Consider the following 22,881-nt stretch of genomic DNA (forward strand, 5'->3'; position numbering starts at 1 on the left):
CACACAGCCGCGACGGTCGTTTCGGCGGTCGTTTCGGCCCGAAACGTCATCACCGGATGAAGCTTCGGCAAATCGTCACCGCTGCCGCGTGATGCCTCGGTTGTTCGTCACCGCTGCCGCGTGACGAGGCGCGTCTCGCCGCACAGACTGCAGACATCCTTGCTGCGCTCAAAGCCGCCGGCTCCGAGAAGTTCGCGCGCAGCCTGTTCGGTATGCTCGCATGGCGAAAGCCCGAGCGTCTGCGCGATGCAGTCGTCGCAGACCGGCTCTGGCGAAAGCCGGGACACGAGTTTCTCGATGGCTTGAAGTGCAGTCATGGCCGTTTTTTCCCTCACCCAAAGCCGTGCCACCAGGCTGGACTTGCGGCAATGTACTTTTGGTATCAGCGGGGAGCCCGCGCCTTTCAGGGCGCGGGCTCCCCGCAAAAATTTCGCGTCCGGTCAAGCGGATGAATGGGAGGCGGGGTGCCCGCCTCCCATCATTTATTCAGGCTGCTTGCCGATCGCCTTCCGGCCCCGCATCCTCTTCACGCTCCTCGGGCCCAGCGCCATGGGTCACACGCGAATCGTAATCTTGCGCCGAACCCTCACCGACCTCATCCACTGCCTGTTCGGACTCGGTTTGCAGGGTAGCGCGCCGAAGGCGTGCCCTCGCAGCGCCAGCGATCGTGGCCGCAAGGACGAGACCCGAAGGGGCTCGGTGCCGTGTGCACGGAAAAACCGGGCGTTCAGCCCGTCCGCGCGCGGCATAGAGCGCGTTCGCGCCTCAGGCGCGGGGGAGCACTGCCCATTCTGCCCGCTAATCCGGCCGTCCAAGAGGCTGAAACCCATCCGTCCCGCCGATCGCCGCACATCGGCACGGCTTGTGTGACAAGCCTGTTGATCCCGGCGCTTCAGACGGATGCATCGCACGCCAGCGCATCCCGTTGACCATTGGCCGTTACCCGCTGACCGCTGACCAACTCCGGAACAATTCAAAAAAGTTCCCGAGACACCCTAAAATACTTAGTTATCGATGAATATAGCACGACGAAATGATCACTTTTGTTCACAGGAGCCAAATCGTTTCTCGTGCAATTAGTATACACCACGCAAGAGCGTTGGATGTGTATTTTGGAGAGAACCATGAGCATCGAAGGCAAGGCCAAGGAAGCTGCCGGCTACATCAAGGAAGAGATGAACGAGCACGGCAAGTCGCCCGAGGCGCAAAAGAAGGCCCAAGAAGGTCGCGATCTTCGCAACGAAGGCCGGGTCGAGGACGGCAAGGCGCCGAAGACCTCAAAGCCGGGCACCGACAAGAGCGAATAAGCCACGACGGGCCGGCGTGCGCCCGTCACGCCGGCCCGGTCATTCCTGGAAAGTTTCGCCGCATGTTTACGCAGCTCAACCCCACTGTTCCCCTGCACGTTCTTGGCAAAGGCGACGGCTATGCGATCGGGATCATCGACTACGGCCAGGAACACAACCTGATCTGGGTCACCGCGCTCGACAGTTCGGGTGAGATCTGGTGCGCGCCCAATGCGACTGTGCGGCTGGGAAAGAACTGGACGATGGGTCGGCAGGAAAATCCGCTCATTACCCAGCACAAGATCGCCGAACGAACAGCGGAGCCGCGCTCGGCCTGCTGACAACTCGTTGATCAGAAGTGACAGGGAGAGCTCGTTCAGCATCCAACACTGCGCTTGACCGCGGTCAGAATCCACCCAATATCCTGCCGGACAGGTGTCTGCGCAATCAGGCAGACCCCATGTATCTGCCGCCATTGACGCTGATGGTCTGGCCGGTGATGTAACCAGCGTCGGGCGAAGCGAGGTAGGCACAAGCGGCAGCGATGTCCTCGCCAACCCCCAGACGGCCGACCGGGATGGTCTTTCCAAATGCTTCCATATCGAGCGTTGTCGCGCGGCGCAGCATGGGCGTGTCGATGGACCCTGGAGGGACCATATTGAATGTGACGCCGCTCTTGCCGAATTCGAGGGCCAACGCCTTGGTCAATCCGAGCAAGCCGCCTTTACTGGCGACATAATGCGCCTGGCTAGGCGAACCGCTCTGGGTCGAGGAGGATGTGATGTTGATGACCCGGCCCCACCCGGCATCCAGCATCGCGGGCAGCATCTCGCGGATGCACAAGTGCGGTCCGGTCAGATTGATGCGGAGCATCTCCTCCCACATGGCCACGTCCTGGTCGAAATACCGGACATGTGGGCCGATACCGGCATTGTTGACTAGAATGTCGATCGGGCCGAGCGCGGCTCGGGTCTCATCCGCTGCCGCCTTGATCGCGGCCTCATCGGCGCAATCGACGGCGAGGGCGATGGCGACATCGCCAGCATCGGTGATGCCCTTGGCGGTTTCGGCTGCGGCATCGCCATTGATATCCCATACCGCCACTTTGGCGCCGTCGCGAGCGAAGCGCTCAGCGATCGACCGCCCCATGCCCGAGCCAGCGCCGGTGACGACGGCGACTTTTCCGTTAAGCGGTGCGGGGATCATTTTCATCTGTTCTCTCCTCGGGGTGAGTGCATTTTTTCGCCGGATGCAAAAGCTGCCGGTGCTTGTCCGCGAAGGCGACAATGTATGCACCTGCGCCTTCAGGCCACCGGCCCCGCTTTTTCAGCGCCACCGCGATGGGATGATTGGGAAATCGATCGAGCCTGCGCGCCCCCGCTCTCAGCGCCTGCGCAATCCGGTGTTTCCCTCCAGCAGGTCGAAGCGCATTGTGTTGAATACCATCGCAGCCATGACATATTGGCCGACAAGGCCTGGTAATTCCATGAGTTGCGGTTCGCTCCAGCGACTGGCCAGCACCTCCCACGTGGCGTCGGCAATGGCGTAGTCACCCATCAGCTCCTCCACCGCGCGCACGATTGCCCGATCGAAGTCATCCCAGCCCTCAGCATTCGACCCTTGGGTGACGCGCTCGACTTCCACGTCCGAAAGTCCGGCCTGTTTGCCATATACGAGGTGCTGCCCCCATTCGTAGGGCGTTCGCGACAGCCACGCGACCCGCAGCACCGCCAGTTCTCGTTCGCGCGCAGGGATGCAGCCGCCCCGGCCAAGTTCGTTGCCCAATTGCAACTGAGCCCGGTATAGCCCGGGATGCTTGAACATGATGCCGAAGATGGATGGAATGTCCGACGTGTCGATGGCTTCGACTTTGGAGAAAGTCTCCGCGATCAGCTGCCGTGCCTCATCGGTAAACTCGTGCGGGTCCAACGGGGCGATGCGGGGATTTCCCGAAACTTGCGCATCGCGTGCATCGATGTCGAAATGCGTCGGACCGGATTGAATGCGGTAGTCGTTCATTGTGGCCTTTCCTGAAACCGAGAAACCCCGCTCAAATGCTACTGGCAAGCGCTTCCGCCCGGAATGGCGACAAGCGTATCGAACCGGCCGAGGGTCCATCCAGAATTGCTGGAACAAAGATATGACGCAAACCACACATCGCTACTGAGGAAGCAGGCCGCGGACCGCCCGACCATTGCGGGTCGTGCGGTCCGACATACCATCAGAACTTCTTGGTCACGCCAAGCTGGACGATGCGGCCGATGCTGAAAGCACTTCCCTGTGTGGTATCGTAGCCCTGCCCGGCAGCCGAGCGGAACTCGGGCGGCGCCGCGTCAAACAGGTTCTGGACGTTCAGCGTGAAGGACAAGTCGCTTGCCCAGACAGACTTGGATTTCACGTCGTACTTGAAGAACAAGTTGATTGCGTCGAAGGCGGATACCCGGGTCTGACCGAATTCAACCGTACCTCGCTTGTAACCCGAGGTGTGGTTCCAGGTGATCTGCGCCCGAAGGCCGCCGACCCGCGTGCCCAAGGTGCCCTGGATGCGGAATACCGGGGTATTGAACGCCAAATCGTCGGCGACCGGCAGCGAAGGAAGCGCCTGCGACTTCTGCGAAAGCCGGTAGTTGCCCGCAACGCTCGCGTCGAACGAGGCGAAGCTGGTGTCGAGCACATAGTTTGCCGAAAAATCGATCCCGTCGAGCTTTGCGGTCCCGAGGTTTCTTGCCCGCGTGTCGAGCGCGACAAGAACCGGGGAACTCGTGCCGCCCGAAGTGATAATCGCCTGACTGGTCGACGTAGGGTTCGCAACGGTGAAGTTGAAATTGGCCGGATCGAACTGGGTAAGGTAGTTTGCAAGCTCCTGGCCGCTGGGACGAACTGCGTAGAGCTGCGGGAAGTTGGCATAGTAATCGCTGAGATCCGCGCCGGTCACCGGACGGCCAATCGTGCCGGTAAGGTCGATGTTGTAATAGCTCGCATTCAGCGTGAGCCCGGGCACGAACGGCGGATCGATCTGTGCGCCGATCGACCAGTTTGTCGCCTTCTGCGGCTGGATGCCCGGAGCCGTACCCGAGACGAACAGGCCGATTTCACCGGGACCTGCGGTGACCCCGGGCGGTGTGCGCAGGAATGCCGCAGGCACTGTCGCCACCGAGGACGCCAGAACGCCAAGCTGATCAACCGGCGAAGGCGCGGTGAAGGATTTGCCCCAGTTTCCTCGGATCGCGATCCACTCGACCGGGCGCAAGGTTGCCGCGAACTTCGGATTGAAGGTGTCGCCGAAGTCGTTGTACTTGTCGTACCGCGCCGATGCCGAGAGTGTCAGCTCGTTGAGGAACGGCATGGCATTGTCGTCGCTGACGATCGGAATGGACAGCTCCCCGAAGACCGAGTCTACCTTCTGGGTATAGTTCGTCGGATCCTGCAGGGCATAAGTCGAGGCATTCGACTTACGCCGTGTGAAGTTGTCCTGCATGTGCTCATAGCCCGCGGCGGCACGCAGCATGCCGCCGGGAAGCGCGAACACCGGCCCGTTGACGATGGCCCGGTAGTCGAACAATTCGTTCCGGCCGGTACCCGTGGCGTAGCGGAGCAATCCGGAGGCGACGCCCGGAGCGGTCGAGCCCACGTCGTAAGGGTTGAGTGTGCCGGCCGCGAGAGCTGCCGATTGGGCCGCTGCGCTGATCTGGGCGTTGCTGAACGAAGTCGTCGACAGGCCGTAGCTGAACAGGCCGCTGAACTCCCAATCTGAGCCGAGTTCGACCGAGAGCGAAGGCGCCACGCGCCATGTCTCGAGATCGGTTCCCTGCGTCGCGGAACGGGTTCCGTAAAGCGGGCTGTAGTCGTATTTGACGACCTGAGGCAGACCCGCGTTGGCATCGCCCGTCGGGCGATAGAACGGCGAAGCGCTGGTAAGGGTCGCCTGACCCGCTGCGCCCGTGCCAAGGGCGCCCGTCCCCAACGTACCGCCAATCTGATCGATCGAGCGATTGGCGTACAAAGCCGTCATGTCGAAGCGGACATTGCTGGAAAGGTGCTGGTTGAGCCGGGCGAAGACAGTGTGCAGTGTCGTCGTCGGATAGATGGCGACGGGATCCGAGAAATCGCAGACATTGGGGCCTCCCGCCACAATACCGGATCCGGATGGGATGTAGGACCTTCCGCCGACAGTCACGTTGGGCTCGGCGCAGTTGCGACCAGTCGGAATATTGGTGTTCCAGTCGACCTGCTTCACCCAGTCCCGATCGGAGCCGAACACGCTGTCGTGATGGGAATAGCCGTATGCGACGTAGAGGCCACCTGACCCCCAGTCCTTGCCGGCAATCGCACTTGCATCGACCGACTGATAGTCCTCGCCGATGCCGTATCGGGCGTCGACCTGCACACCGTTGAAACGATCGCGGGTGACGAAATTGATCACGCCTCCAAGCGCGTCCGAGCCATAAACTGCCGAGCCGCCGTCCGTCATCGCCTCGACCCGCTGGATCACGCCCGGGGCGATAATGTCGGGATCGACGGCGACCTGCTGAATGCCGGCACCGACGACGCGCTGACCGTCAAAGAGGACAAGCGTCTGCGCACCGCCACTCGTATTTGCACCCGGCAGATTGCGCAGGTTAGGGCGGTTGATGGGGTTGCTGGTGTTGGCCCCGGGCTGCTGCGAGACGCCCGCTGGGAGTCCATTGAAGAAGTTGCCGACTTGCGGAATTGTGCTGAGGACCTGGCTGGTCGAGGCAGCGCCCGTCGCTTGGATTCGATCAGTGTCGACGTCGATAACATTGTTACCGGCTGGAGCAATGCCGCGGATGAGCGTGCCGATCACAACGATCGGCTCGCTTGTTACCTGCTCGGCAGCCGATTGGTCCGGCGCGGGCTGCGGGGCATCGGTCTGCGCCAGCGTAGCAGTCGGCATGACAGCAATTGATGCCACCCCAAGCGCAAATCGACGGGCCGAATACTTGTACATTCTTGCCACTTATTTTTCCTCCCAGTTAGATCCGACTCGCCGACCTTTGCGGCCGATCGAGGCAACAAGACGCCTTGATTTGGACTCGTTCTTTCGTCCTCGATTCCTCGGGACGAGTTCAGGATTTGGCTGATTTCCCCTGCTCACGGCCCATCGCGCCGTGTATCGCAGCACGGCCGGTCATGATGGACAGCCAGAGCTCAGCGCCAGGCCGAGCTCATGATTGTCGTGTGCATAGGGGATTGCAGTCGCACCCTGCTCTCCCTCCCTTGATCCGAGAGCCGGACGATTTCGTCCGACGCACAGTTTATGTTCTCATTGGGTGGAGCATGCGCCAACTCATCCGCATTTGGCTTGACCTTTCCGGACAGGCTCATCGCGCGGACACAATGCGCTTTTGAATTCCGTGGGTGATTTTCCGAACCAACGCCTACAACTTCGAGAGAAAATCGACTGTTCCGCAAACCCCAGTTTTTCGGAAATCTCGCGAAATTCGAGGTCTGTTCGCTCAAGATAATAGCGCGTGAGCTCGCAGCGAACCTCGTCCTTAAGTTCCTGAAAACTTATGCCTTCCTGCCGAAGCCTTCGCCGCAGCGTTCGAGGGTTGAGGTTCAGTGCCTGAGCCACACTGTCGCTCGAGCTGTCCCCCATAGCCAGCGAACGAAGCACCAGTCCCCGCGCTTCCGCGTCGACGGGAAGCCCGCGCTTCGGAAAGTTCTCTTCCAGATGGCGGATCATGTCCCGGTAGACGTAGGCGTCCTGATTGATGACGTGGTGGCTCAGGTCCTCGGAAGAGAAAGTGATGCCGTCGGCCGGTTCTCCGAACAGGACATCGCATCCGAAATTGCGCCTATACAGAGCAGGTGAAGATACCGGCTCATGGCGAAAATGCACTCGCCGCGCTCTTGAAAATCCGCCGGTCATTTCCAATGCTTCAAGGTGACCGATAAGCAAGATCTGCTCGATAAGCTGCGCCCGATTGGCCGTATCGCTGAGCAGCAATTCATGGCCTGCAAACGTCGTCGAATGTTCGGTGTCGCTGGAAAGCCAGACCCGCGCGGCCCGGCTGTGCGCGCGGCAATGTTCGCTGGCCGACCTGAGGGCGTCGCCGAAAGTTTTCGAATTGCGCATAACATTGCCGAGAGTGCCAAAACCGGCGCCCCCACATTGTCGCAACGCAAGCCGCATGCCTAAATCTCGGCATTCGACTCGCCGGGAGGCGATATCGAGCAGACGAATCGCCTGCGTATAGGTCAGAACCCCCGAGCATTCCGAGAAGCTATGGGTGGATATACCCGCCTCGCACAACAATGCTGGCAGATCACCGCCCAGTTCCGTGACGAGGGCCGTAAAGTGACGCAGCAGCGGCGCATTCAATCTCTCGAAGTCAGATCCGTCAATTTCTTCTGTTATCATCGATGTTTCTCGCCCACGCAGGCCTCGTTTACTTGGAGAAATATTTGCCAAATTCCGAGAGACTGAGGATGCAAACTTCGTCCTTTTCAGTCAACGGCGTCGCATCGACAAACCTGGGGTCGGGTGTGCAAGCCAATTACAGACCTGCCGCTTCAGCCGCCCGATGTGATGTAACGAGCCCGCTGTCAGGCGACGTGCAAAACTGGCCCCCCGTATTGCCTCACCTGAATAGTTACCCGCCATGCCCGTTGCCTCAGCAAAAGTGCAACCCGGAGCGAGCATGGCAGGGAGCCCGGGATGTTGAGGCGGATCAGCATGGCAACGCGCAAGGAATTGCTGGAATCGATTAGGCTGCGGTACGGGGCTTGTTCCTGGTCTGAGAAGAGCCGCGTCCTCGATGAGTTCGTCGCGGTGACAGGGTATCATCGGAAGCATGCGATCCGGTTGCTCCGGGAGCCCGCGGGACGACCAAAGCCCAAGGTTGCACGAGCCATATATGGCCCACTCATACGCGACGCGCTGGCAGTCCTATGGGAGACCTCGGACCGCGTTTGCTCAAAGCGTCTGAAGGTTATGATTCCTCTTTTGCTGCCGTCCCTTGAGCGACACGGGAGTCTGGTGATCGATGAACAGACCCGGACGCAGTTACTCACCGTTAGCGCCGCAACGATAGATCGGCTGTTGTCAGAATTAAGGATTGTGGCTGCAGGCCGGCGACGCAGACGGCCTGGCTCCAGCTCAGCGATCCGACGAGCGGTACCTGTTCGTACATTCAACGACTGGAACGCCCCTTTACCGGGATATGTCGAAGCAGATTTCGTAGCTCACTCCGGGGTGAGCGCCGGTGGCGGCTTTGTACAGACGCTTGTTCTGACCGACATCGCCACAGGTTGGACGGAATGTATCCCGGTCCTGATGAGAGAAAGCGGCTTGGTGATCGAGGCCATTCACAAGGCGCAAGAGCTCTTTCCATTTCGCTTGCGCGGGGTCGACTTTGACAATGACTCGGTGTTCATGAATGAGCTCGTGGTCGATTGGTGCAGATCCCAAGGCCTCGAGGTTACGCGCTCCCGGGCATACAAGAAGAACGATCAGGCATGGGTCGAGCAGAAGAACGGTGCGATCGTGCGCCGGTTGGTTGGATACGGTCGCTTCGAAGGGCAAGATGCCGTCATGGCTCTGACCAGACTTTACGCAGCATCTCGGTTGCACGTGAATCTATTCCAGCCCTCTTTCAAGCTTCTCGAGAAGAAGCGTATCGGCGCTAAGGTCACCAAACGTTATCACCCACCGGTGACGCCCGTGTCCCGCGTCCTTGAACAAGCCGAGCTTCCACGCTTATCGAGAGCCGCGCTCGAAAAAATGCGAATGACAGCGGATCCAGTCGTACTGCTGGCGGCGATGCGCGCGGCTCAAGCGGATCTTGGTCGGCGAGTTGATCAACGAGGATTGCCCAGAGAACCGATAAAGCCAACAGCAATCGATCTGCCCTGCTTTGCAAGCAGTTTGGAGACCGTTTGGAAGTCTGGAGAGGAACGCTCGACGCATCGACGACCCTACATCCGCCGAAAGGCTCGAACCCCAAAGCCCAGCATGCTCGATCCCTACGCCGAGAAAATTCGGGAATGGCTGGCGGCGGCTCCCACTCTGCCGGCAGTGGAGATTCTTGAGCGATTGATCCGAATTGCACCCCTAACCTTCAACGCCAGACATCTGCGGACCGTTCAGCGGTCGGTGAAGGCTTGGCGAATTATCCGGGCGAAGAGCCTTATCCTCGAAGGGGAATGGATAATCTCGGCCGCACCTTCGCTCCCCGCCGCGACGGGGAGCGAAGGTGCGGCCGAGATGGAAACGTCATAATATTGACTGGTAACATTGCGTCGTGAGGCAATACGCCGGCCCAATTCCCGGCGTCGTTTGACACGCGATTGGAGGCTAAACCGGAGCGTCAGCTTTTAGGATTGCCCTAATGGCCCCCGTATGTCTGCATTCGGGCGGTTGCCGACGGGCAACTTGAGGTGCGATCGATCCAATAACTCATGGCTGTTTCGCAAAGACGCCGTCTTCAAATGCCCGGTTCCCGCCCTTCCCCGCGCCCTCAACGGGATTGAAGCACCCTGTCCGACAAGCGAAGACGCAAGGCATAATGGCCTCGACGGCCCCATCCAACCTCTACTCATCCAATAGTCTGACCGACCTATTTACCGAACGATACCGTACGCGGGTCCCCTATAAATTCCCAAGGGCAGTCGGGGATATCAGGGTGGACAGGCGGGATGCATTGCGGAGGCAGTGCGAGACTATCGAGGCTATCGCCAGTGCCGTGGCCATGGCGGGTATCGAACCGGGCATTCAGGAATACCTGATGGAACTCATCGGGAGAGCGAGGATCGTCGCCTCACCTGACGCGCCCGGCAAATTCCGCCGCCTTGCGATGGCGTCGGCCAGACAGCTCTACCGCGACGTGCAGTTCCTGCTCGCGCCTCCCGTGCTGTCCTGGTCGCTGCTGACCCGGATCGCAGAGGCAGACCTTGCTCTCTCAGTGCTTTCAGCACAGCCGAAGCGCCAACTGCCGGCCTGAAAATCGCACAAGCCGGCGGCCGCCCCATGGCCCGGCCTGCGGCTTCCACTCTCGATCAAAGTGCCGTCACGGAAAAAGCTTCAGCTGATCGGGATCTGGTATGGCAGGATAGTCCTCCAGGCGTTCCTTGATCGACTGGGCAAGCTCGGCTGCGGCCTTCATCCGCATGCGCTCATCGCGCATTGTGATGCCGACCCGCGCCCAGGCAGGCGCATTCAGAATGGCATCCGATAGCTGCTGGGCGTCGATTCGTTCCATACCCCAATAATGGAACAAATAAGGAACACAGCGCAAGCCCCTTGCAAGCCCTCCCCTCAATCGACATGAGCGCTGTTCGGAAAATCAGGGGCTTACATGAGCGACACGTGCGGGAATTGCGGCGCGGAAATCACGAGCGGCGGCATCATCAAGGGCCCAAATCGCCGGTACGGCCCCAAGCAGACCCGGATCCTGAACTTCGTCTCCGGCACGCAGTACGCGGAAATCTGCGAAAAGTGCGGTAGGGGTGAATATGAAGCCGTTATCCTCAACTTGAAAGCCGAGCGCCAGGCGTGCCAGGACTACCTGCAGGCCAACGTCATCGATTTTCCGATGATGACGATTTCGCAGGTCCCGCCGGGCGCCGATTGCCGCATCAAGTCGATGGTGACCGCGAACGTCACGGTTGGCACGGGCATGTTCAGCGAACTCAGCCAGGGCTTCTCCGACATGTTCGGTGCGACCAATGTCAATTCCGGCATGGCGCTCAAGGTCAACAGCGGTGAGGCGACGGCCCGCTCGATCCTCGTCACCAAGGCAATGGCGATGGGCGCGAACTGCATCATCGGTGTAGACGTCGACTACGGGACGACCGCCAACAACGCGGCAACCGTGAACATGCAGGGGACAGCGGTCACGATCCGCAACCTCGAGGCTATCCTCGACGAGGACGTGCTGGAGAAGTTCAGACAGTTCGAGGCATCGCTCGCCCGGGCCAAGGAAATCACCCGCTGGTTGGCCGGCGAATTTGAGGCCGAATAGCACATCTCGATCACACTGAGGCCAAGCCCTAAGGAGCGCGACCTCCCCTGTATCTATGGCGACCTCGACCCTCCCGATAATCACCTAACCCCTTTAGATGATTGCAGAAGTACTCGGATCGTTCATATTGCCTTTCTTCCTTGCAGGAAGAAGGGAGCTGGGAAGGTGGGAGCCGATCCCGGCAACGGCGGCAGGCTCTCCAAACCCCTGAGCCGCCGCCGTCCCTTATCCTCCTCGATCCCGGGCGGATCGCTCGGCGAGAGGATTGTGACGAGGCATGCGCAACCTCCCCGCCAATTCGCTGGTTACAAGGCTGGAGGTATCTGATGTCCCAGCCAACCAACGAAGTCCGCGCCGTCGCCGAACTCGATCTTGATCGCTACCTTGGCACCTGGTTCGAGATTTGCCGGCTGCCGCTCAAGTACGAGGATGCCAAGGCCACCGACATCACGGCGACATATTCGCTGAATGACGACGGCAGCGTTCGCGTCGAAAACCGGCTCATCGACGAGGATGGAAAACCCGACAGGGTGATTGGCCAGGCGCAGGCGGTGGACGCCAGCAAGGCAAAGCTCAAGGTCAGCTTCCTGCCTGAATACCTGCAGTGGATCCCCTTCACCAAGGGCGACTACTGGGTGCTTGCGGTCACACCCGATTACGAGACTGCGCTCGTCGGAACGCCCGATCGCCATCACCTCTGGGTTCTGTCGAAGACCTCTCAGCCTCGCCCCGAAACAGTTGACGGCATGCTCGCGACAGCAACCGCCATGGACTTCGACCTGTCGCAGCTGATCTGGACCCAGCAGAGCGGAACTGTAGTGCCAGCCAGCGCATTCCCGGACTAATCTGATGGCCTTGAGGCGGGCCGCCGCGACGAACGCTCTCGCGCAGCGTCACACCGGAAACGATCCCATTTCCCTCAACCATCGCCCAAAAAATGCGGGCATTGCGATCCATCGCCGTATTGGGCGCGCTGTCAGCCGAATGGGCTGCAAACATCACCGCCTGGGGCCACAACGCGCCCCCATCTCGCTCGCCCGGTCGTCCCGGCTATGACAATATTTCGTACGATAATTTTCTCAATGTACTTGCGCTACGGCAGGGAATGTCCGAGATCGACTTCTCCAACTAAAATATTCGGGTACGATCACAACAAATGGCTGATGAAGCTCTACTTGCCCTCGCGGCCGACATCATTTCTGCACATGTCGGCAACAACGCCGTAGCATCGGACCAGCTGCCGCAATTAATCGAGACGGTCTATGCATCGCTCGCCGGTCTCGGCAAGGCTCCCGAGCCAGTCGCAGAAGAGCGCGTGCCCGCCGTCTCGATCCGCGCTTCGGTAAAGCCCGATGGAATCGTCTGTCTGGAATGCGGCTCGAAGTTCAAGACGATCAAGCGGCATCTCACGACGGACCACCAGCTCTCGGTCGACGAATACCGCAGCCGCTGGAACCTGCCGGCGAGCTATCCGACTGTCGCGCCCGACTATGCCGAGCGGCGCCGCGAACTTGCCAAGACCATCGGTCTCGGCCGCAAGAAGGGCACCAAGGTCAAGGCAGGAAATTCTGCGCATGCAAAGGCCGGTGAAGCTCCGGTGCCCCCAAGCGAGCCGGCTGTTGGCACAAAAGCGCCCCTGCCGGTCACCGCGAAAGCAGCAAAGGCGCACAAGGCACCCGTCGAAGAGACGCCGCCAACACCCAAGAGCCGCGGACGCAAGAAGCTGGGAATTTCCGCAGCGTAAACGACTGTCGGCGAAGTGCGGGCGTATGTACCCCCTGCCCCCGCACTTCACATTCCCTGGATCATCAAGCTAAATTGAAAGAGGCCTCATGCGTGCCATCTACGCAGCCTTGTGCTGCCCGCTCATTCTCCTTGCAGCGACGGCTTCCGCCCAGGTCAAGGATAGTCATGGCAACGCGCTTAAGATTGGCCTCCCCATCAAGCCTTCTGCGGATTACGACGGCGGAACCATCGGCGCCGGGCGCGCGGCAAAATGCGTGCTCGACGCCGACGAACCGGAAGTCTGCACGTTCTATCCGCGCAACGGCAACGGCAGTTTTGCAATCGATGTCGCGCGGATGGCCTATTATGCCGACAAGGTCTCTGCCAACGAGATCGTCGTCGACTACGACAACGGCGCAAGGCTGGTCCCGCAGGGCAGGTTCACGCGCAGCCGTCAGGATCCTGCATGCTGGGTGCAAGGGACCGACCGCAAGATCTGCGTTTATTGATAGCCCGTTCGGTTCGGATCGTTGCGCTAGCCGGAACCCAAAGGCTCTCGAAATTCGGCTATGTGGACATCAGCCAGGTTTGCGCATCAACCACCGATAATCACCCGCCGCCATCGCCCGCGCTTCGCGGACAAGGCGGCGGATACGGGATCTGAGAGATTCCGATCCACTGTCTTGCGCGGTACGCTCTGTCCCGTAAAAAGCCTCCATTATTTGCGCGATGCTTGCACCATCGGTGAGCGCGTCACCCACTCTCAGCGCATGTGCAAAGCGCTCCATCCGGGGATCCGGTGGGAACAGCGAGCTCATGAAGCGCTTGTGGCTGCACAGAGCCAGCAGACGTCGGAGCGGCAGAATCCGTTGGCGGAGGGAATGCACGCCCGCCAATTTGTAATGGAGAACGACCGGCCGGTCCCGGAGCGTTCCGGCAACAACATCGAGCCGTATCCGATACGGTCCGTCCGCCAGGACCACGTGTTCGAACCCACCGGGCCCAGTCACCAGGCTTAGCCATGCCTTGAAGCACAGCGGATCAATCGCGTCCTGATCCCCCGCGGGTATATGCCGCGCCTCGACTTCGAGAGCTCCGGGATCGAGCTCCGCACTCCAGATAAGCTTAGCCCCGCAGGCACCGACTGCGGGGTCCTCGGCGAAAGTGAAGCCCCCATTTTCGGGCCACCTCCCCATCGCCGCCGCCCCGGGTCGCATCGCTTGCACAGGCATACCATTCCACATAGGCGGGATCGCGGCGTAGCCATTCCCACATCAGCGCAGCACGATCGAGCTTGGCAAGATGACGGTAGGACGATGCATCGCGCCAATTCCGCTCATTGCCGCACCGGCCCGTCACCAGCGCGCGCGGCCTGCCCACCGCCTTCATGACAGCTGTGTGACACAGATCACATTGTCGCTCGTCGGAACGGCGATATGTTGCGTACTACGTAGAAACGCGGATCGCGGAGGGAATGAGGGCCCGAGGCGATTTCGCACCAAAGCGGAAAGGACGGCTCGACGCGTCCTGGCGGCTTGAGACGCCGCGAAGAGCCGGGTCAGCGCATGGGCGTCACTACAGCGTTCCGAAAATACAAGGACCTCGTCCGGGCGGCCAAAGACCTGGGCAGCCTCGACCTCACTCTCAGCAAGATCACCCACGATGTCGGCTGCGACTACTACGCAATCGGCCACCACATCGACTGGGGCGCCGGCAAGCCGCAGGCCTTTCGGCTGCTCAACTACCCGGAAGCCTGGATCGACTTTTACGATCGCAATGGCTTTGTTGGCCGCGATTTCGTGCACCGAGCGTCCGGACGGACGCAGAATCCCTTCTTGTGGCGCGAAGCTGCAGAATTCGTCGAATACAGCGCAAACGACGAACGCTTCCTCGATCTTGCGAGGCGGCACGGGGTCTGCGACGGCTTCACGGTTCCTTCCAACGTGCCGGGCGAGTTCCACGGTTCGTGCACTTTCGCAACAGCGCCGGGACGGCCGCTCGACGAGGATGGGCTCATCCTTGCCCGGCTCATTGCGCCCGAAGTCTTTTCCGCCGCGCGGCGGCTGGTCGGCCTTGCCGAAGTCATGAAATGCATCGACTCTCCGCTCGTGACCGAACGCCAGCGCGAGTGCCTGCTCTGGATGATGGCCGGCAAGACCGACTGGGAGACCGGGATAATCCTCGGCATCAGTCAGGAAACGGTTCGGCGCCATATCACTGACGCCGGGAAAAGGCTGGGAGCGCAGAGCAGACCATTGCTGGCTTTCCTCGCGTATCGGAGCGGAGTGATCAGCTACCCCGAGGTCCCGTTCGGCGCCTATACCCGGAACCGGGTATAACGCTGGATCAATTTCCGGAGGAAGATTTGCGAACCTTTTCAAAGGAGGTTCGCTATGATCCATTGCCTGTCCAAAGCTCCGAAGGTGAGCGAGCACGCCGTGCTTCGAAACATGTTCGAGGCGCGCAAGCGCGTCTTCATCGATCTTCTTCGCTGGGACCTGCCCGTACTTGCCGGCCGGTTCGAGCTTGACCAGTTCGACAACGAAGCGGCGATGTATATCGTGCTTACGGACAAGGATGGCGCGCACCGCGCATCGGCGCGCCTGCTGCCGACCACCGCGCCGCATATACTGGACACCTTGTTTCCGGCCCTGTGCGACGAGGCCATCCCGCGCGGGCCCACCACCATGGAAATCACGCGGTTCTGCCTCGAGCGCCGGTCGACAGCGGCCGAGCGGCGCGCGGCAAGGAACGAGCTCGTGCACGCCCTTGTCGCCTTCGCCCTCGCCAACGGCGTGGAGCGCTATAGCGGTGTCGCCGATCTGCCATGGCTGCGCCAGATACTGACATTCGGTTGGCGATCCCGCCCGCTCGGCATGCCCAAGATCGTGGACGGCAATACACTCGGCGCGATGCTAATCGAGATCGACGAGGACACCCCGACCCTGCTCGAACGCGGGGGCATCTACGCGCCCGCACATGGGCGCGGATCAAATGGGGAGACACCCCATGTTCACTGAACCATTGTCCCACGAGGCGGGCAGGATCTCGAGCGAGCTGACTGCCAGCGGCTATTGCCCCGGCTGGCTCAAACCGACCGAGAATCCGTGGCTTGCCTACTCACCGGAGGTGGCACGCAAATTCTCGTCCGAACTTTCTGCCCTGGTCGGCTATCGCAGACATTTTGCATACCTTGGAAATTTCGAGGGCCGATGCCCGTCCGTCGTGCTCGATCCGCAGCGGTCGGGCGAGTTCGATAGCTCCAGCGTGCCCCGTTTCGAATGGGGTACGAGGTCCGCAAGCCGGCGGCTGCTCTCATGAACGCGGGCGCCACAGCAGAGCGGGTCTATCAGGAGCTCAAAGACGTTCTCCTGTCGGGGTGCATCCGTCCTGGTTCACGGCTCGAACCTGCCCGCCTTGCAGCGCGGCTCACCAGCAGCGCGACCCCCGTCCGCGACGCCCTTCACAGGCTTGCCGGCGAAGGCCTTGTCGACATGCGAACGAGCGACGGCTTCCACCTGCCGCTCCTTACCGAAGGCAACCTGGGCGATCTCTATCGCTGGAACGACGAACTCATGAAGATCGCGCTCAGGCGCCGAAGACGGCCCCTTGCTCCCTTGAGCGACGTCCAGCCCGGTGACGCTGCCGGTGTCTTCACCATGATCGGCGAAGCGACGCGCAGCCATGCAATTGCCGTGCAGGTCGCCTCTGCCAATGCATTGCTGTCGGCCGCGAGGCGCGCCGAATCGGTAGTCCTTGAGGGTATCGCGGATGAAGTTTCGGAAATCTGGTTCGCTTTCGCCGCTTCATCGATTGCGGCTAAAGCATTCATTCAGAACTATCACAAGCGAAGGATGTTACATCTTTCCGACATAATAAATACCTTAATTCAACACTCGTCGTCACCCAAATAACAATCGTTCTATATTTTACTTATAAATTTCAGATGGTCATTCGGTCGCAATACACTTGTTGGCGCCGCAATGGTGCGGTTTCAATGAGGAGTATACCATGAATCGAGAACTGACCGTCATCGAGCTGGGCACTGCCAGCATCGAGACCCGCGGCAGCATCGGTGCCAAGCAGGACGGGGTGCTGCTTCAGCCCCAGACCATGCTCACCGACGACTGACCATTTGGATGCGCGGCTCCCCCCGGGGCCGCGCATCTGTCGTTCGCGGGGAAATACCTGCCATGTCCTATGCCCTATCTCGAGGCGTCTCGTATTGCCGCGTCGGCGAGAGACTGCTGTTTCTCGACCTGATCGCGGACCGTTATCTCTGCCTGCCTCCCGCGATCGAGGCCTGTTTCATTGGCCTTAGCGAAGGCGCAAGCAGCGACGACGCGCTTACAGCCTGCCTGATGCAAACGCGCCTTGTCGAATCCGCCAACACGCCAAACCTCGCTGCCTGCGGCGCTCTTGCACCTCCGACCTCCAGCTTGCTCGATGCCGCGCTGCCGGACACGCGCGCCAACTTACCGGCACTGACAAGGCTTGCGATTGCAACCGCTTCGCTCAAATGGCGGGGCTTCTTTGCCGCTGTCGTCGGTCTTGCCGGGCGCAAGAACAGAAAACTTGGCACACCTTCTGAACCCATCCAGTCGGAAGAAAACGATCTCGCCGCGCTTCGCGTCGCGACTGCGTTCGATGCCTGCGACAATCTCATTGGCAGCAGGGACAAATGCCTGCCGCGCTCGCTGGCCGCCGCACACCGGATGCTGGATCTCGGCCTGGCCGCCCACTTTGTCGTCGGCGTGCGCCTCAACCCGTTTCATGCCCATGCCTGGGTGCAATGGGGCGACCGCCTCGTCAACGAACGCATCGATGCGACGCGCGCGTTCACCCCAATCCTTGTCGTATGACCCGGGATCGCTTCGTCCTGGTCCTGAGCGCCCACGAGAACGAGCTCGAGCGCGCGAAATCCCGGATCGCCGAGCTCGATCTCCAACCCGTTTTCGATGAACCGGGCATTCTTCTTGCCGCAAGCGCGGAAACGCGCATCATTGAGCTCGGAGATGCGGGAGCGGTAATCGGCGCGGTCTACGCATCCGGCATCCGGCACCGGATTGAGGCGATCGACACCGACACGGTGAGCACAATCCGCTCGTCGCGCGGACAACGCCTCGTCGAGATGTTCTGGGGCGACTATGTTGCGGTCGTGCGCACGGGCGGCGAGACCGCCATGCTCCGCAGTCCGTTCGGACGCCTCGCGAGCCATTACTGCGTGACCGAGCACGGCTTGTTCGCAGGATCGCGTCTCGACGAGCTCCTGGCTGTCGCCGGCAAAACGCCCTCGCTCGACTACTCAGGGATTGCGAAACAATTGATCGCGGGAAGCATGCGGCATTCCTGGACATGCCTCGAAGGCATCGAAGACCTGCGCGGCGGCGACCGGATCTGCACCGACCACCAAGCCACAGCTCGCCGGGAGCAGGTCTGGACGCCCTGGAAGTTCGTGGCGAGCAACCGGACGATATTCGACCGCGAGGACGGAGCAATGCGCCTCAGGCATACCGCCATGGCATGCGTCGCGAGGCGCACCGAGCATTTCGAAAAACCCCTGCTCATGCTCTCGGGCGGTCTCGATTCCTCGGTGACTGCAGCCTGTCTGGCCGCGAACGCGCGGTCCTTCTCGTGCCTCAACCTCGTAACGGCCCATGACGATGCCGGGAATGAAAGCGAGTACGCGAGGCTGGTCGCCGCTCACATTCACACGGAACTTGCCGAACGGACGATGGGCGACGACCCTGGAGACATTCGAGTATTCGCAAGGAACAGGCTGCCGCGCCCGGCGGCGCGGAGTTTCGAGCAGCTTCTTTTCCGTCAAGCCGACCGCGTTGCCCGCGAAATCGGCTGCGACGGTATTATCGACGGCGGTGCCGGCGACAACGTGTTTGGAGCCCTGATGTCGGCGTCGCCTGCTGCCGATTGCCTGCTCGACCCTGCCGGGGCAGGCGAGTTCAGGAGGGTCTGCGCCGCAATCGCCAGCATAGTCCAGGCCCCGCGGTGGAAAGTCGCATGGAAAGCGCGGCGGCGCGCCTGGTCGGCAACGAGGCCCTTCCGCTGGCCTGTCGACACGCTGTTCCTCAGCAATGACGCAGCCAACCTTGCCAGCGAGGCGGCCCGCCATCCCTGGATCGATGCTCACAGCGTCCCCCTTCCCGGCCGCGCGGCGCACATCGCCATGATCGTGGCAGCCCAGTGTGTGGCGGAAGATGGCCCCTACGCTGCCCGGACCGATGCCGTATCGCCACTCCTTGCGCAGCCGCTTGTCGAACACTGCCTTGCCATTCCGAGCTGGTACTGGTTCGAGAATGGCTGCAACCGCGCGGCGGCGCGACGCGCTTTCGAAAACCATTTGCCCCACAACGTCGCGTGGCGACGCTCAAAGGGTGCCCCGGACAGCGCCGCCATCACCATGTTCGCCCAGAACCGGCAGATCATCCGTGAAGAGCTTGCCTCGGGCTTGCTCGCTCAATCCGGGATCCTCGACATGCGAGCCGTGCTGAAGACCATCGATGACCCGCATCCCATTACGGGCACGGATTACAATCGCGTCTTGCAAATTTTCGATGCGGAATGTTGGGCAAGAGGCATTGCCGGACGCCCATAGGAAATCGAGGAAGCGCCTTGGTGTTTAGGCCGACTTCCTATGGCAAGTGCTTAGATGACGGTTTGATGTTCAAATATCTGAACAGGTGTTGGTCCGAAATGCTTCCATCCAGCCATCCCGTCTACCCAATGCAGTTCCGGTAAGCTGTCGCTCCCGGGGAACAAGCTCGGTTGGTTTGAATGACTGTCCTTGGGACCTTCGCGACTGTCCGGTTCGGGCAAGCAATCCTAAGAATGCGGACGTTCCCAGCGATACTCGGGGATGCGTCCAAGGCGAACGCTGGTTTTTCCGGAATCTCTCGCCCCAGGGCGCATCAGGAAGTGCTGTCACGCCGATAGAGGTTGATGCGGATTGCATCGCCAAACAACGTTTCGCTCCGCCGCCTCCCATGAGCATCGCGATGGACGGCGGAAGATCAGCGCCGAAGCATATGGCTCATTCCGTTAGGCAAGGGCGCAATTTCGCTTATTACGGTGAACACACCGCAGCAGGCTTTCTCGGGGGACGCGCAAAGGCAATCGGCCGCAAATTCAGTCCAATACACGCCTCTCATTGAAGTTTATAGTTACCTATCCGCGCCGGCTACGCGTCAGCCGAGGAGATTTTTGTGCGAACCAATAGTTAACTTCGCTACCGACTCGCGAATTAAATATTATTTATATTCATTTTAATGGCAACGAATCCGAGTGCATTTCCATTTTTATAACAACAATTGGGTATTGAATAATACTTTTGAGGTACTTCCAAAGGTAGATACTAGAGTTATCGTCGAACCTACACGGGGGTAAGGGGACAAACGATGGCGCACGCGTCTGATCATGAGAATTCGCCGAGCGGCTTTCCGCCACGTGGAGTGATCAAAGACGCACTGCGCCGTATGATCATAATTCTGCACCGCCTTTGGTGCTATAGCTCCACAAACTCCACCTCAGTGCTGCAACCTGCTACATCTCAACGGACATTTTAACGCTTTGGAAGCTTCGCGTGCCCTGCGCGCTATGCTCAAGCCGTTGCTAGCGATCGGCGCGAAATTGCGCCACGACAACGACCGATTCCATACAAATAGAAATTTGCAAAAGGGCCAGAGAAAAAACAGCAAAATATGGGGAGAATGGGGATGTCTCTTTCATGCTGCCGGATACTGATCGCTGACAACCACGAAGCAATGCGTGAAGGCGTTCGCGTCATTCTCAAAGGCCATCGAGGTTGGCAGATCGCTGGCGAGGCGGCAGACGGCCTCGACGCGTTGAGACTTGCCCGGGAGACTCAGCCTGACATCGCCATTCTCGGCTATTCACTGCCGCAGATGAATGGGTTGGCGCTCACCCGCGCAATCAAGCGGGATCTGCCGAGTACCGAGGTCCTGATCTACACGATGCATGACCGAGAGAGCATTTTGATCGAGGCGCTGGACGCCGGCGCGCTTGGCTATGTGCTGAAAACCGATGCGATCGCAAACCTGATCGCTGCGCTTGAGGCGTTGACCAAGCACAGGCGTTATCTCTCGGCCGGAATAGCGGGCAGGCTGGAGAGCTATTTCATGGAGCACGGCCGCAACAAAGGAAGTGCGCCGGTGCTTACCGCACGGGAGCGCGAGATCGTCCAACTCATATCGGAAGGCAATATCAACAAGTCTATCGCCCATAAACTTACCATCAGTGTCAAGACGGTGGAGACACACCGCGCGTCGCTGATGCACAAGCTTAAACTGAGATCGACCGCAGATATTGTGCGCTATGCCCTGCGTAATGACTTGGTCGTCCTATAAACAATCATTTAGATGCGCCGTAACCTTCGAAAACTAGGGGCAATTGAGGTTATTGGATTCGTGTATAGATGTTTTGGGGCTCCGGGCGCTACCCGCAGAATTTGATCCCGGAAAGGATTGCAATGATATAACCGACCCAGTCATGCGGGCCGATGTTGTTGAGCAGCATGTCTGGAAGATTGCGTGAACGGCGGCGACGCGCTCATTTTCGCGATCAAAACCGAACAATCTTCATCGGTGTCGATCAACCTCGACCTGAGGATCCCAGTTTTAAAAAAAAAGCACCGATTTTTGTGCATATCGTCCAGCCGAATTATATGGAGTTGCTTGGAAAAAAAGCCATCTTTCCCAATATTGACAAGTCCATGTTTGAGTATAGGCTTGCCTACGGTTTTGACCCTACGTTTGTGCGACTGCCTTGATTTGGATTTGATTCTAGCTTTAATTGTTAGATAACCGAGAAAGGCTCAGGGAATGATCTCCTCGAAAAAAACACTAGCTGGCGTGATGCCGCTTTCCGCCACGGTTCTTTGCCTCGGCATTCTGGGGCTTTCGGCTCCCGCCATGGCTCAGGATAACCAGACCAGCCCATGGAGCGGCTTTTACGTCGGTCTCAATGCCGGCGGCGCCTGGAGCAATTCCGACGCAGACTCCGTGCTCACGGTCAACAGTCTCCCCAACGTACCGTCCAACCCGATTGCGGGCGGAGATGCCTCTTCGCTCAATGGCGCCACTGTGAAGGGCCATCTCGACAGCGGGCACCACAATACCTTCACCGGCGGTGGCGAGGCGGGCTACAATTACGTGCTGAATAACGGCCTGCTGTTCGGCATCGAGACCGACATCAGCTACTTCCGCATTAATCGCAGCAGGACCGAGACGGTACCATCATCACTCAATCCCGGGGTCACCTATACAGCAAGCCAGAGAGCCAGCACTGACTTCCTCTGGACGCTGCGCCCCCGGGTCGGTTACGCGATGGACAAGTTTCTGATCTTTGCGTCCGGCGGCCTGGCGCTGACGGAAGCACATTACGATGCGAGCTTCACCGACAGTTCCTCCACCGCCAATTCGTTCAGCTCGACGAAGAGCTCGACACGGACCGGGTGGACGCTCGGCGGCGGTGCGGCTTATGCAATCACCCCCCAAATCTCGGTGAAGGCCGAATATCTCTACCAGGACTTCGGCACTCAAAGGTCGACGGAGACATCGCCGAACGGCTATCTCACGCTCGCGACGGATACGAACCTCAAGTCGCACTTGTTCCGCGCGGGGCTCGACTACCGTTTCTAGGCCCTGAGCGGCGACCAGGCGAACCTGGATTGGAACTGGAGAACGCCGGCTTTCGAATTTCTCGATGCCGGCGTCCTAACTGCCTTGTTTTGAATCCTGCTTTTTTTTTGCGACGGACGAGCATTTCGCTGAGGCGCACCTCGGAATGTTCTTGCGGCATTGAATGCGGAATGCCTGCTACTCACGCCTAATATCATTGCTCATTTGAGC

Annotated in this window: 26 protein-coding genes; 18 read left to right on the forward strand and 8 right to left on the reverse strand. The window is 59.9% G+C overall.

Features of this window, described 5'->3' with window-relative positions; all coding sequences use genetic code 11:
• Nucleotides 1–107: 107 nt before the first annotated feature.
• Nucleotides 108–317, reverse strand: a complete 210-nt coding sequence (locus AC1VVK_RS24930; protein ID WP_482905838.1) for a hypothetical protein — start codon at nt 315–317, stop codon at nt 108–110.
• Between the two features lie 807 nt (nt 318–1,124).
• Here AC1VVK_RS24930 and AC1VVK_RS24935 point away from each other — a divergent pair.
• Both AC1VVK_RS24935 and AC1VVK_RS24940 read left to right on the forward strand, forming a co-directional pair.
• On the forward strand, nt 1,125–1,307 hold the full coding sequence (locus AC1VVK_RS24935; protein ID WP_132392689.1) for a hypothetical protein: 183 nt from the start codon (nt 1,125–1,127) through the stop codon (nt 1,305–1,307).
• A 62-nt stretch (nt 1,308–1,369) separates the two neighbouring features.
• Nucleotides 1,370–1,627, forward strand: coding sequence for a hypothetical protein (locus tag AC1VVK_RS24940; protein WP_482905839.1), 258 nt, complete (start codon nt 1,370–1,372; stop codon nt 1,625–1,627).
• Nucleotides 1,628–1,733: 106 nt separating this feature from the next.
• Here the strand turns inward: AC1VVK_RS24940 and AC1VVK_RS24945 are convergent, their stop codons facing one another.
• The 4 genes from AC1VVK_RS24945 to AC1VVK_RS24960 form a co-directional block, all read right to left on the reverse strand.
• Nucleotides 1,734–2,498 carry an SDR family NAD(P)-dependent oxidoreductase gene (locus AC1VVK_RS24945; RefSeq protein WP_482905840.1) on the reverse strand — a complete coding sequence of 255 codons (765 nt, stop codon included), beginning with the start codon at nt 2,496–2,498 and terminating at the stop codon, nt 1,734–1,736.
• Nucleotides 2,499–2,669: 171 nt separating this feature from the next.
• The gene (locus tag AC1VVK_RS24950; protein ID WP_482905841.1) at nt 2,670–3,305 is read right to left on the reverse strand and encodes a carboxymuconolactone decarboxylase family protein; all 636 of its coding nucleotides are present in this window, start codon (nt 3,303–3,305) and stop codon (nt 2,670–2,672) included.
• A 202-nt stretch (nt 3,306–3,507) separates the two neighbouring features.
• On the reverse strand, nt 3,508–6,201 hold the full coding sequence (locus AC1VVK_RS24955) for a TonB-dependent receptor domain-containing protein (RefSeq protein WP_482905842.1): 2,694 nt from the start codon (nt 6,199–6,201) through the stop codon (nt 3,508–3,510).
• Nucleotides 6,202–6,594: 393 nt separating this feature from the next.
• Nucleotides 6,595–7,671 (reverse strand): AraC family transcriptional regulator ligand-binding domain-containing protein, encoded by a 1,077-nt coding sequence (locus AC1VVK_RS24960; protein WP_482905843.1) that lies wholly within the window; start codon nt 7,669–7,671, stop codon nt 6,595–6,597.
• A 618-nt stretch (nt 7,672–8,289) separates the two neighbouring features.
• Between AC1VVK_RS24960 and AC1VVK_RS24965 the strand changes: the two genes are divergently transcribed.
• On the forward strand, nt 8,290–9,531 hold the full coding sequence (locus AC1VVK_RS24965) for an integrase catalytic domain-containing protein (RefSeq protein ID WP_482905844.1): 1,242 nt from the start codon (nt 8,290–8,292) through the stop codon (nt 9,529–9,531).
• A gap of 403 nt (nt 9,532–9,934) precedes the next feature.
• Nucleotides 9,935–10,252, forward strand: coding sequence for a hypothetical protein (locus AC1VVK_RS24970; protein WP_482905845.1), 318 nt, complete (start codon nt 9,935–9,937; stop codon nt 10,250–10,252).
• Between the two features lie 66 nt (nt 10,253–10,318).
• Here AC1VVK_RS24970 and AC1VVK_RS24975 read toward each other — a convergent pair whose 3' ends face one another.
• The gene (locus AC1VVK_RS24975; RefSeq protein ID WP_482905846.1) at nt 10,319–10,510 is read right to left on the reverse strand and encodes a DUF6771 family protein; all 192 of its coding nucleotides are present in this window, start codon (nt 10,508–10,510) and stop codon (nt 10,319–10,321) included.
• A gap of 96 nt (nt 10,511–10,606) precedes the next feature.
• Here AC1VVK_RS24975 and AC1VVK_RS24980 point away from each other — a divergent pair, with 96 nt between their 5' ends.
• From AC1VVK_RS24980 to AC1VVK_RS24995, 4 genes are all read left to right on the forward strand, one after another.
• Nucleotides 10,607–11,272, forward strand: coding sequence for a heavy metal-binding domain-containing protein (locus tag AC1VVK_RS24980; RefSeq protein WP_482905847.1), 666 nt, complete (start codon nt 10,607–10,609; stop codon nt 11,270–11,272).
• Nucleotides 11,273–11,598: 326 nt separating this feature from the next.
• Complete coding sequence (locus AC1VVK_RS24985) at nt 11,599–12,117, forward strand: lipocalin family protein (protein ID WP_482905848.1); 519 nt, start codon at nt 11,599–11,601, stop codon at nt 12,115–12,117.
• 311 nt (nt 12,118–12,428) lie between these two features.
• Nucleotides 12,429–13,016, forward strand: a complete 588-nt coding sequence (locus AC1VVK_RS24990; protein ID WP_482905849.1) for a Ros/MucR family transcriptional regulator — start codon at nt 12,429–12,431, stop codon at nt 13,014–13,016.
• A gap of 88 nt (nt 13,017–13,104) precedes the next feature.
• Complete coding sequence (locus tag AC1VVK_RS24995) at nt 13,105–13,506, forward strand: hypothetical protein (protein ID WP_482905850.1); 402 nt, start codon at nt 13,105–13,107, stop codon at nt 13,504–13,506.
• Nucleotides 13,507–13,575: 69 nt separating this feature from the next.
• On the opposite strand, the gene AC1VVK_RS25000 is transcribed toward AC1VVK_RS24995, so the two are convergent.
• Nucleotides 13,576–13,815, reverse strand: coding sequence for a DNA -binding domain-containing protein (locus tag AC1VVK_RS25000; RefSeq protein ID WP_482905851.1), 240 nt, complete (start codon nt 13,813–13,815; stop codon nt 13,576–13,578).
• 307 nt (nt 13,816–14,122) lie between these two features.
• Nucleotides 14,123–14,386, reverse strand: a complete 264-nt coding sequence (locus tag AC1VVK_RS25005; protein WP_482905852.1) for a transcriptional regulator domain-containing protein — start codon at nt 14,384–14,386, stop codon at nt 14,123–14,125.
• A gap of 176 nt (nt 14,387–14,562) precedes the next feature.
• Here AC1VVK_RS25005 and AC1VVK_RS25010 point away from each other — a divergent pair, with 176 nt between their 5' ends.
• From AC1VVK_RS25010 to AC1VVK_RS25055, 10 genes are all read left to right on the forward strand, one after another.
• On the forward strand, nt 14,563–15,336 hold the full coding sequence (locus AC1VVK_RS25010; protein ID WP_482905853.1) for a LuxR family transcriptional regulator: 774 nt from the start codon (nt 14,563–14,565) through the stop codon (nt 15,334–15,336).
• Nucleotides 15,337–15,390: 54 nt separating this feature from the next.
• Nucleotides 15,391–16,017 (forward strand): acyl-homoserine-lactone synthase, encoded by a 627-nt coding sequence (locus tag AC1VVK_RS25015; RefSeq protein ID WP_482905854.1) that lies wholly within the window; start codon nt 15,391–15,393, stop codon nt 16,015–16,017.
• On the forward strand, nt 16,007–16,318 hold the full coding sequence (locus AC1VVK_RS25020; RefSeq protein WP_482905855.1) for a hypothetical protein: 312 nt from the start codon (nt 16,007–16,009) through the stop codon (nt 16,316–16,318). The genes AC1VVK_RS25015 and AC1VVK_RS25020 overlap by 11 nt, the downstream gene beginning before the upstream one ends.
• Entirely contained in the window at nt 16,315–16,911 is a 597-nt protein-coding gene (locus AC1VVK_RS25025) for a GntR family transcriptional regulator (RefSeq protein ID WP_482905856.1), read from the forward strand. Before AC1VVK_RS25020 ends, AC1VVK_RS25025 begins: the two co-directional genes overlap by 4 nt.
• 97 nt (nt 16,912–17,008) lie before the next feature.
• The gene (locus tag AC1VVK_RS25030; protein ID WP_465140244.1) at nt 17,009–17,128 is read left to right on the forward strand and encodes a benenodin family lasso peptide; all 120 of its coding nucleotides are present in this window, start codon (nt 17,009–17,011) and stop codon (nt 17,126–17,128) included.
• A gap of 62 nt (nt 17,129–17,190) precedes the next feature.
• Entirely contained in the window at nt 17,191–17,859 is a 669-nt protein-coding gene (locus tag AC1VVK_RS25035) for a lasso peptide biosynthesis B2 protein (protein WP_482905857.1), read from the forward strand.
• A complete protein-coding gene (locus tag AC1VVK_RS25040; protein WP_482905858.1) occupies nt 17,856–19,610 on the forward strand; it encodes an asparagine synthase-related protein in 1,755 nt (584 codons plus the stop codon). The genes AC1VVK_RS25035 and AC1VVK_RS25040 overlap by 4 nt, the downstream gene beginning before the upstream one ends.
• A gap of 1,117 nt (nt 19,611–20,727) precedes the next feature.
• Nucleotides 20,728–21,378, forward strand: a complete 651-nt coding sequence (locus AC1VVK_RS25045; protein WP_482905859.1) for a response regulator — start codon at nt 20,728–20,730, stop codon at nt 21,376–21,378.
• 158 nt (nt 21,379–21,536) lie between these two features.
• Entirely contained in the window at nt 21,537–21,800 is a 264-nt protein-coding gene (locus tag AC1VVK_RS25050; RefSeq protein ID WP_482905860.1) for a hypothetical protein, read from the forward strand.
• Nucleotides 21,801–21,852: 52 nt separating this feature from the next.
• The gene (locus tag AC1VVK_RS25055; RefSeq protein ID WP_482905861.1) at nt 21,853–22,671 is read left to right on the forward strand and encodes an outer membrane protein; all 819 of its coding nucleotides are present in this window, start codon (nt 21,853–21,855) and stop codon (nt 22,669–22,671) included.
• The last annotated feature ends 210 nt before the right edge of the window (nt 22,672–22,881 follow it).

The sequence above is a fragment of the Novosphingobium sp. BL-S-32 genome, assembly GCF_056857055.1.

Coding starts and splice junctions, on each gene's coding strand:
- AC1VVK_RS25025 (WP_482905856.1), top strand. CDS start 16,315: ATGAACGCGGGCGCCACAGCAGAGCGGGTCTATCAGGAGCTCAAAGAC.
- AC1VVK_RS25045 (WP_482905859.1), top strand. CDS start 20,728: ATGTCTCTTTCATGCTGCCGGATACTGATCGCTGACAACCACGAAGCA.
- AC1VVK_RS25055 (WP_482905861.1), top strand. CDS start 21,853: ATGATCTCCTCGAAAAAAACACTAGCTGGCGTGATGCCGCTTTCCGCC.
- AC1VVK_RS24935 (WP_132392689.1), top strand. CDS start 1,125: ATGAGCATCGAAGGCAAGGCCAAGGAAGCTGCCGGCTACATCAAGGAA.
- AC1VVK_RS24940 (WP_482905839.1), top strand. CDS start 1,370: ATGTTTACGCAGCTCAACCCCACTGTTCCCCTGCACGTTCTTGGCAAA.
- AC1VVK_RS24975 (WP_482905846.1), bottom strand. CDS start 10,510: ATGGAACGAATCGACGCCCAGCAGCTATCGGATGCCATTCTGAATGCG.
- AC1VVK_RS25020 (WP_482905855.1), top strand. CDS start 16,007: ATGTTCACTGAACCATTGTCCCACGAGGCGGGCAGGATCTCGAGCGAG.
- AC1VVK_RS24945 (WP_482905840.1), bottom strand. CDS start 2,498: ATGAAAATGATCCCCGCACCGCTTAACGGAAAAGTCGCCGTCGTCACC.
- AC1VVK_RS24960 (WP_482905843.1), bottom strand. CDS start 7,671: ATGATAACAGAAGAAATTGACGGATCTGACTTCGAGAGATTGAATGCG.
- AC1VVK_RS25005 (WP_482905852.1), bottom strand. CDS start 14,386: ATGAAGGCGGTGGGCAGGCCGCGCGCGCTGGTGACGGGCCGGTGCGGC.
- AC1VVK_RS25010 (WP_482905853.1), top strand. CDS start 14,563: ATGGGCGTCACTACAGCGTTCCGAAAATACAAGGACCTCGTCCGGGCG.
- AC1VVK_RS25015 (WP_482905854.1), top strand. CDS start 15,391: ATGATCCATTGCCTGTCCAAAGCTCCGAAGGTGAGCGAGCACGCCGTG.
- AC1VVK_RS24990 (WP_482905849.1), top strand. CDS start 12,429: ATGGCTGATGAAGCTCTACTTGCCCTCGCGGCCGACATCATTTCTGCA.
- AC1VVK_RS24995 (WP_482905850.1), top strand. CDS start 13,105: ATGCGTGCCATCTACGCAGCCTTGTGCTGCCCGCTCATTCTCCTTGCA.
- AC1VVK_RS25000 (WP_482905851.1), bottom strand. CDS start 13,815: ATGAGCTCGCTGTTCCCACCGGATCCCCGGATGGAGCGCTTTGCACAT.
- AC1VVK_RS24980 (WP_482905847.1), top strand. CDS start 10,607: ATGAGCGACACGTGCGGGAATTGCGGCGCGGAAATCACGAGCGGCGGC.
- AC1VVK_RS24955 (WP_482905842.1), bottom strand. CDS start 6,201: ATGCCGACTGCTACGCTGGCGCAGACCGATGCCCCGCAGCCCGCGCCG.
- AC1VVK_RS24950 (WP_482905841.1), bottom strand. CDS start 3,305: ATGAACGACTACCGCATTCAATCCGGTCCGACGCATTTCGACATCGAT.
- AC1VVK_RS25040 (WP_482905858.1), top strand. CDS start 17,856: ATGACCCGGGATCGCTTCGTCCTGGTCCTGAGCGCCCACGAGAACGAG.
- AC1VVK_RS25030 (WP_465140244.1), top strand. CDS start 17,009: ATGAATCGAGAACTGACCGTCATCGAGCTGGGCACTGCCAGCATCGAG.
- AC1VVK_RS25035 (WP_482905857.1), top strand. CDS start 17,191: ATGTCCTATGCCCTATCTCGAGGCGTCTCGTATTGCCGCGTCGGCGAG.
- AC1VVK_RS24930 (WP_482905838.1), bottom strand. CDS start 317: ATGACTGCACTTCAAGCCATCGAGAAACTCGTGTCCCGGCTTTCGCCA.
- AC1VVK_RS24985 (WP_482905848.1), top strand. CDS start 11,599: ATGTCCCAGCCAACCAACGAAGTCCGCGCCGTCGCCGAACTCGATCTT.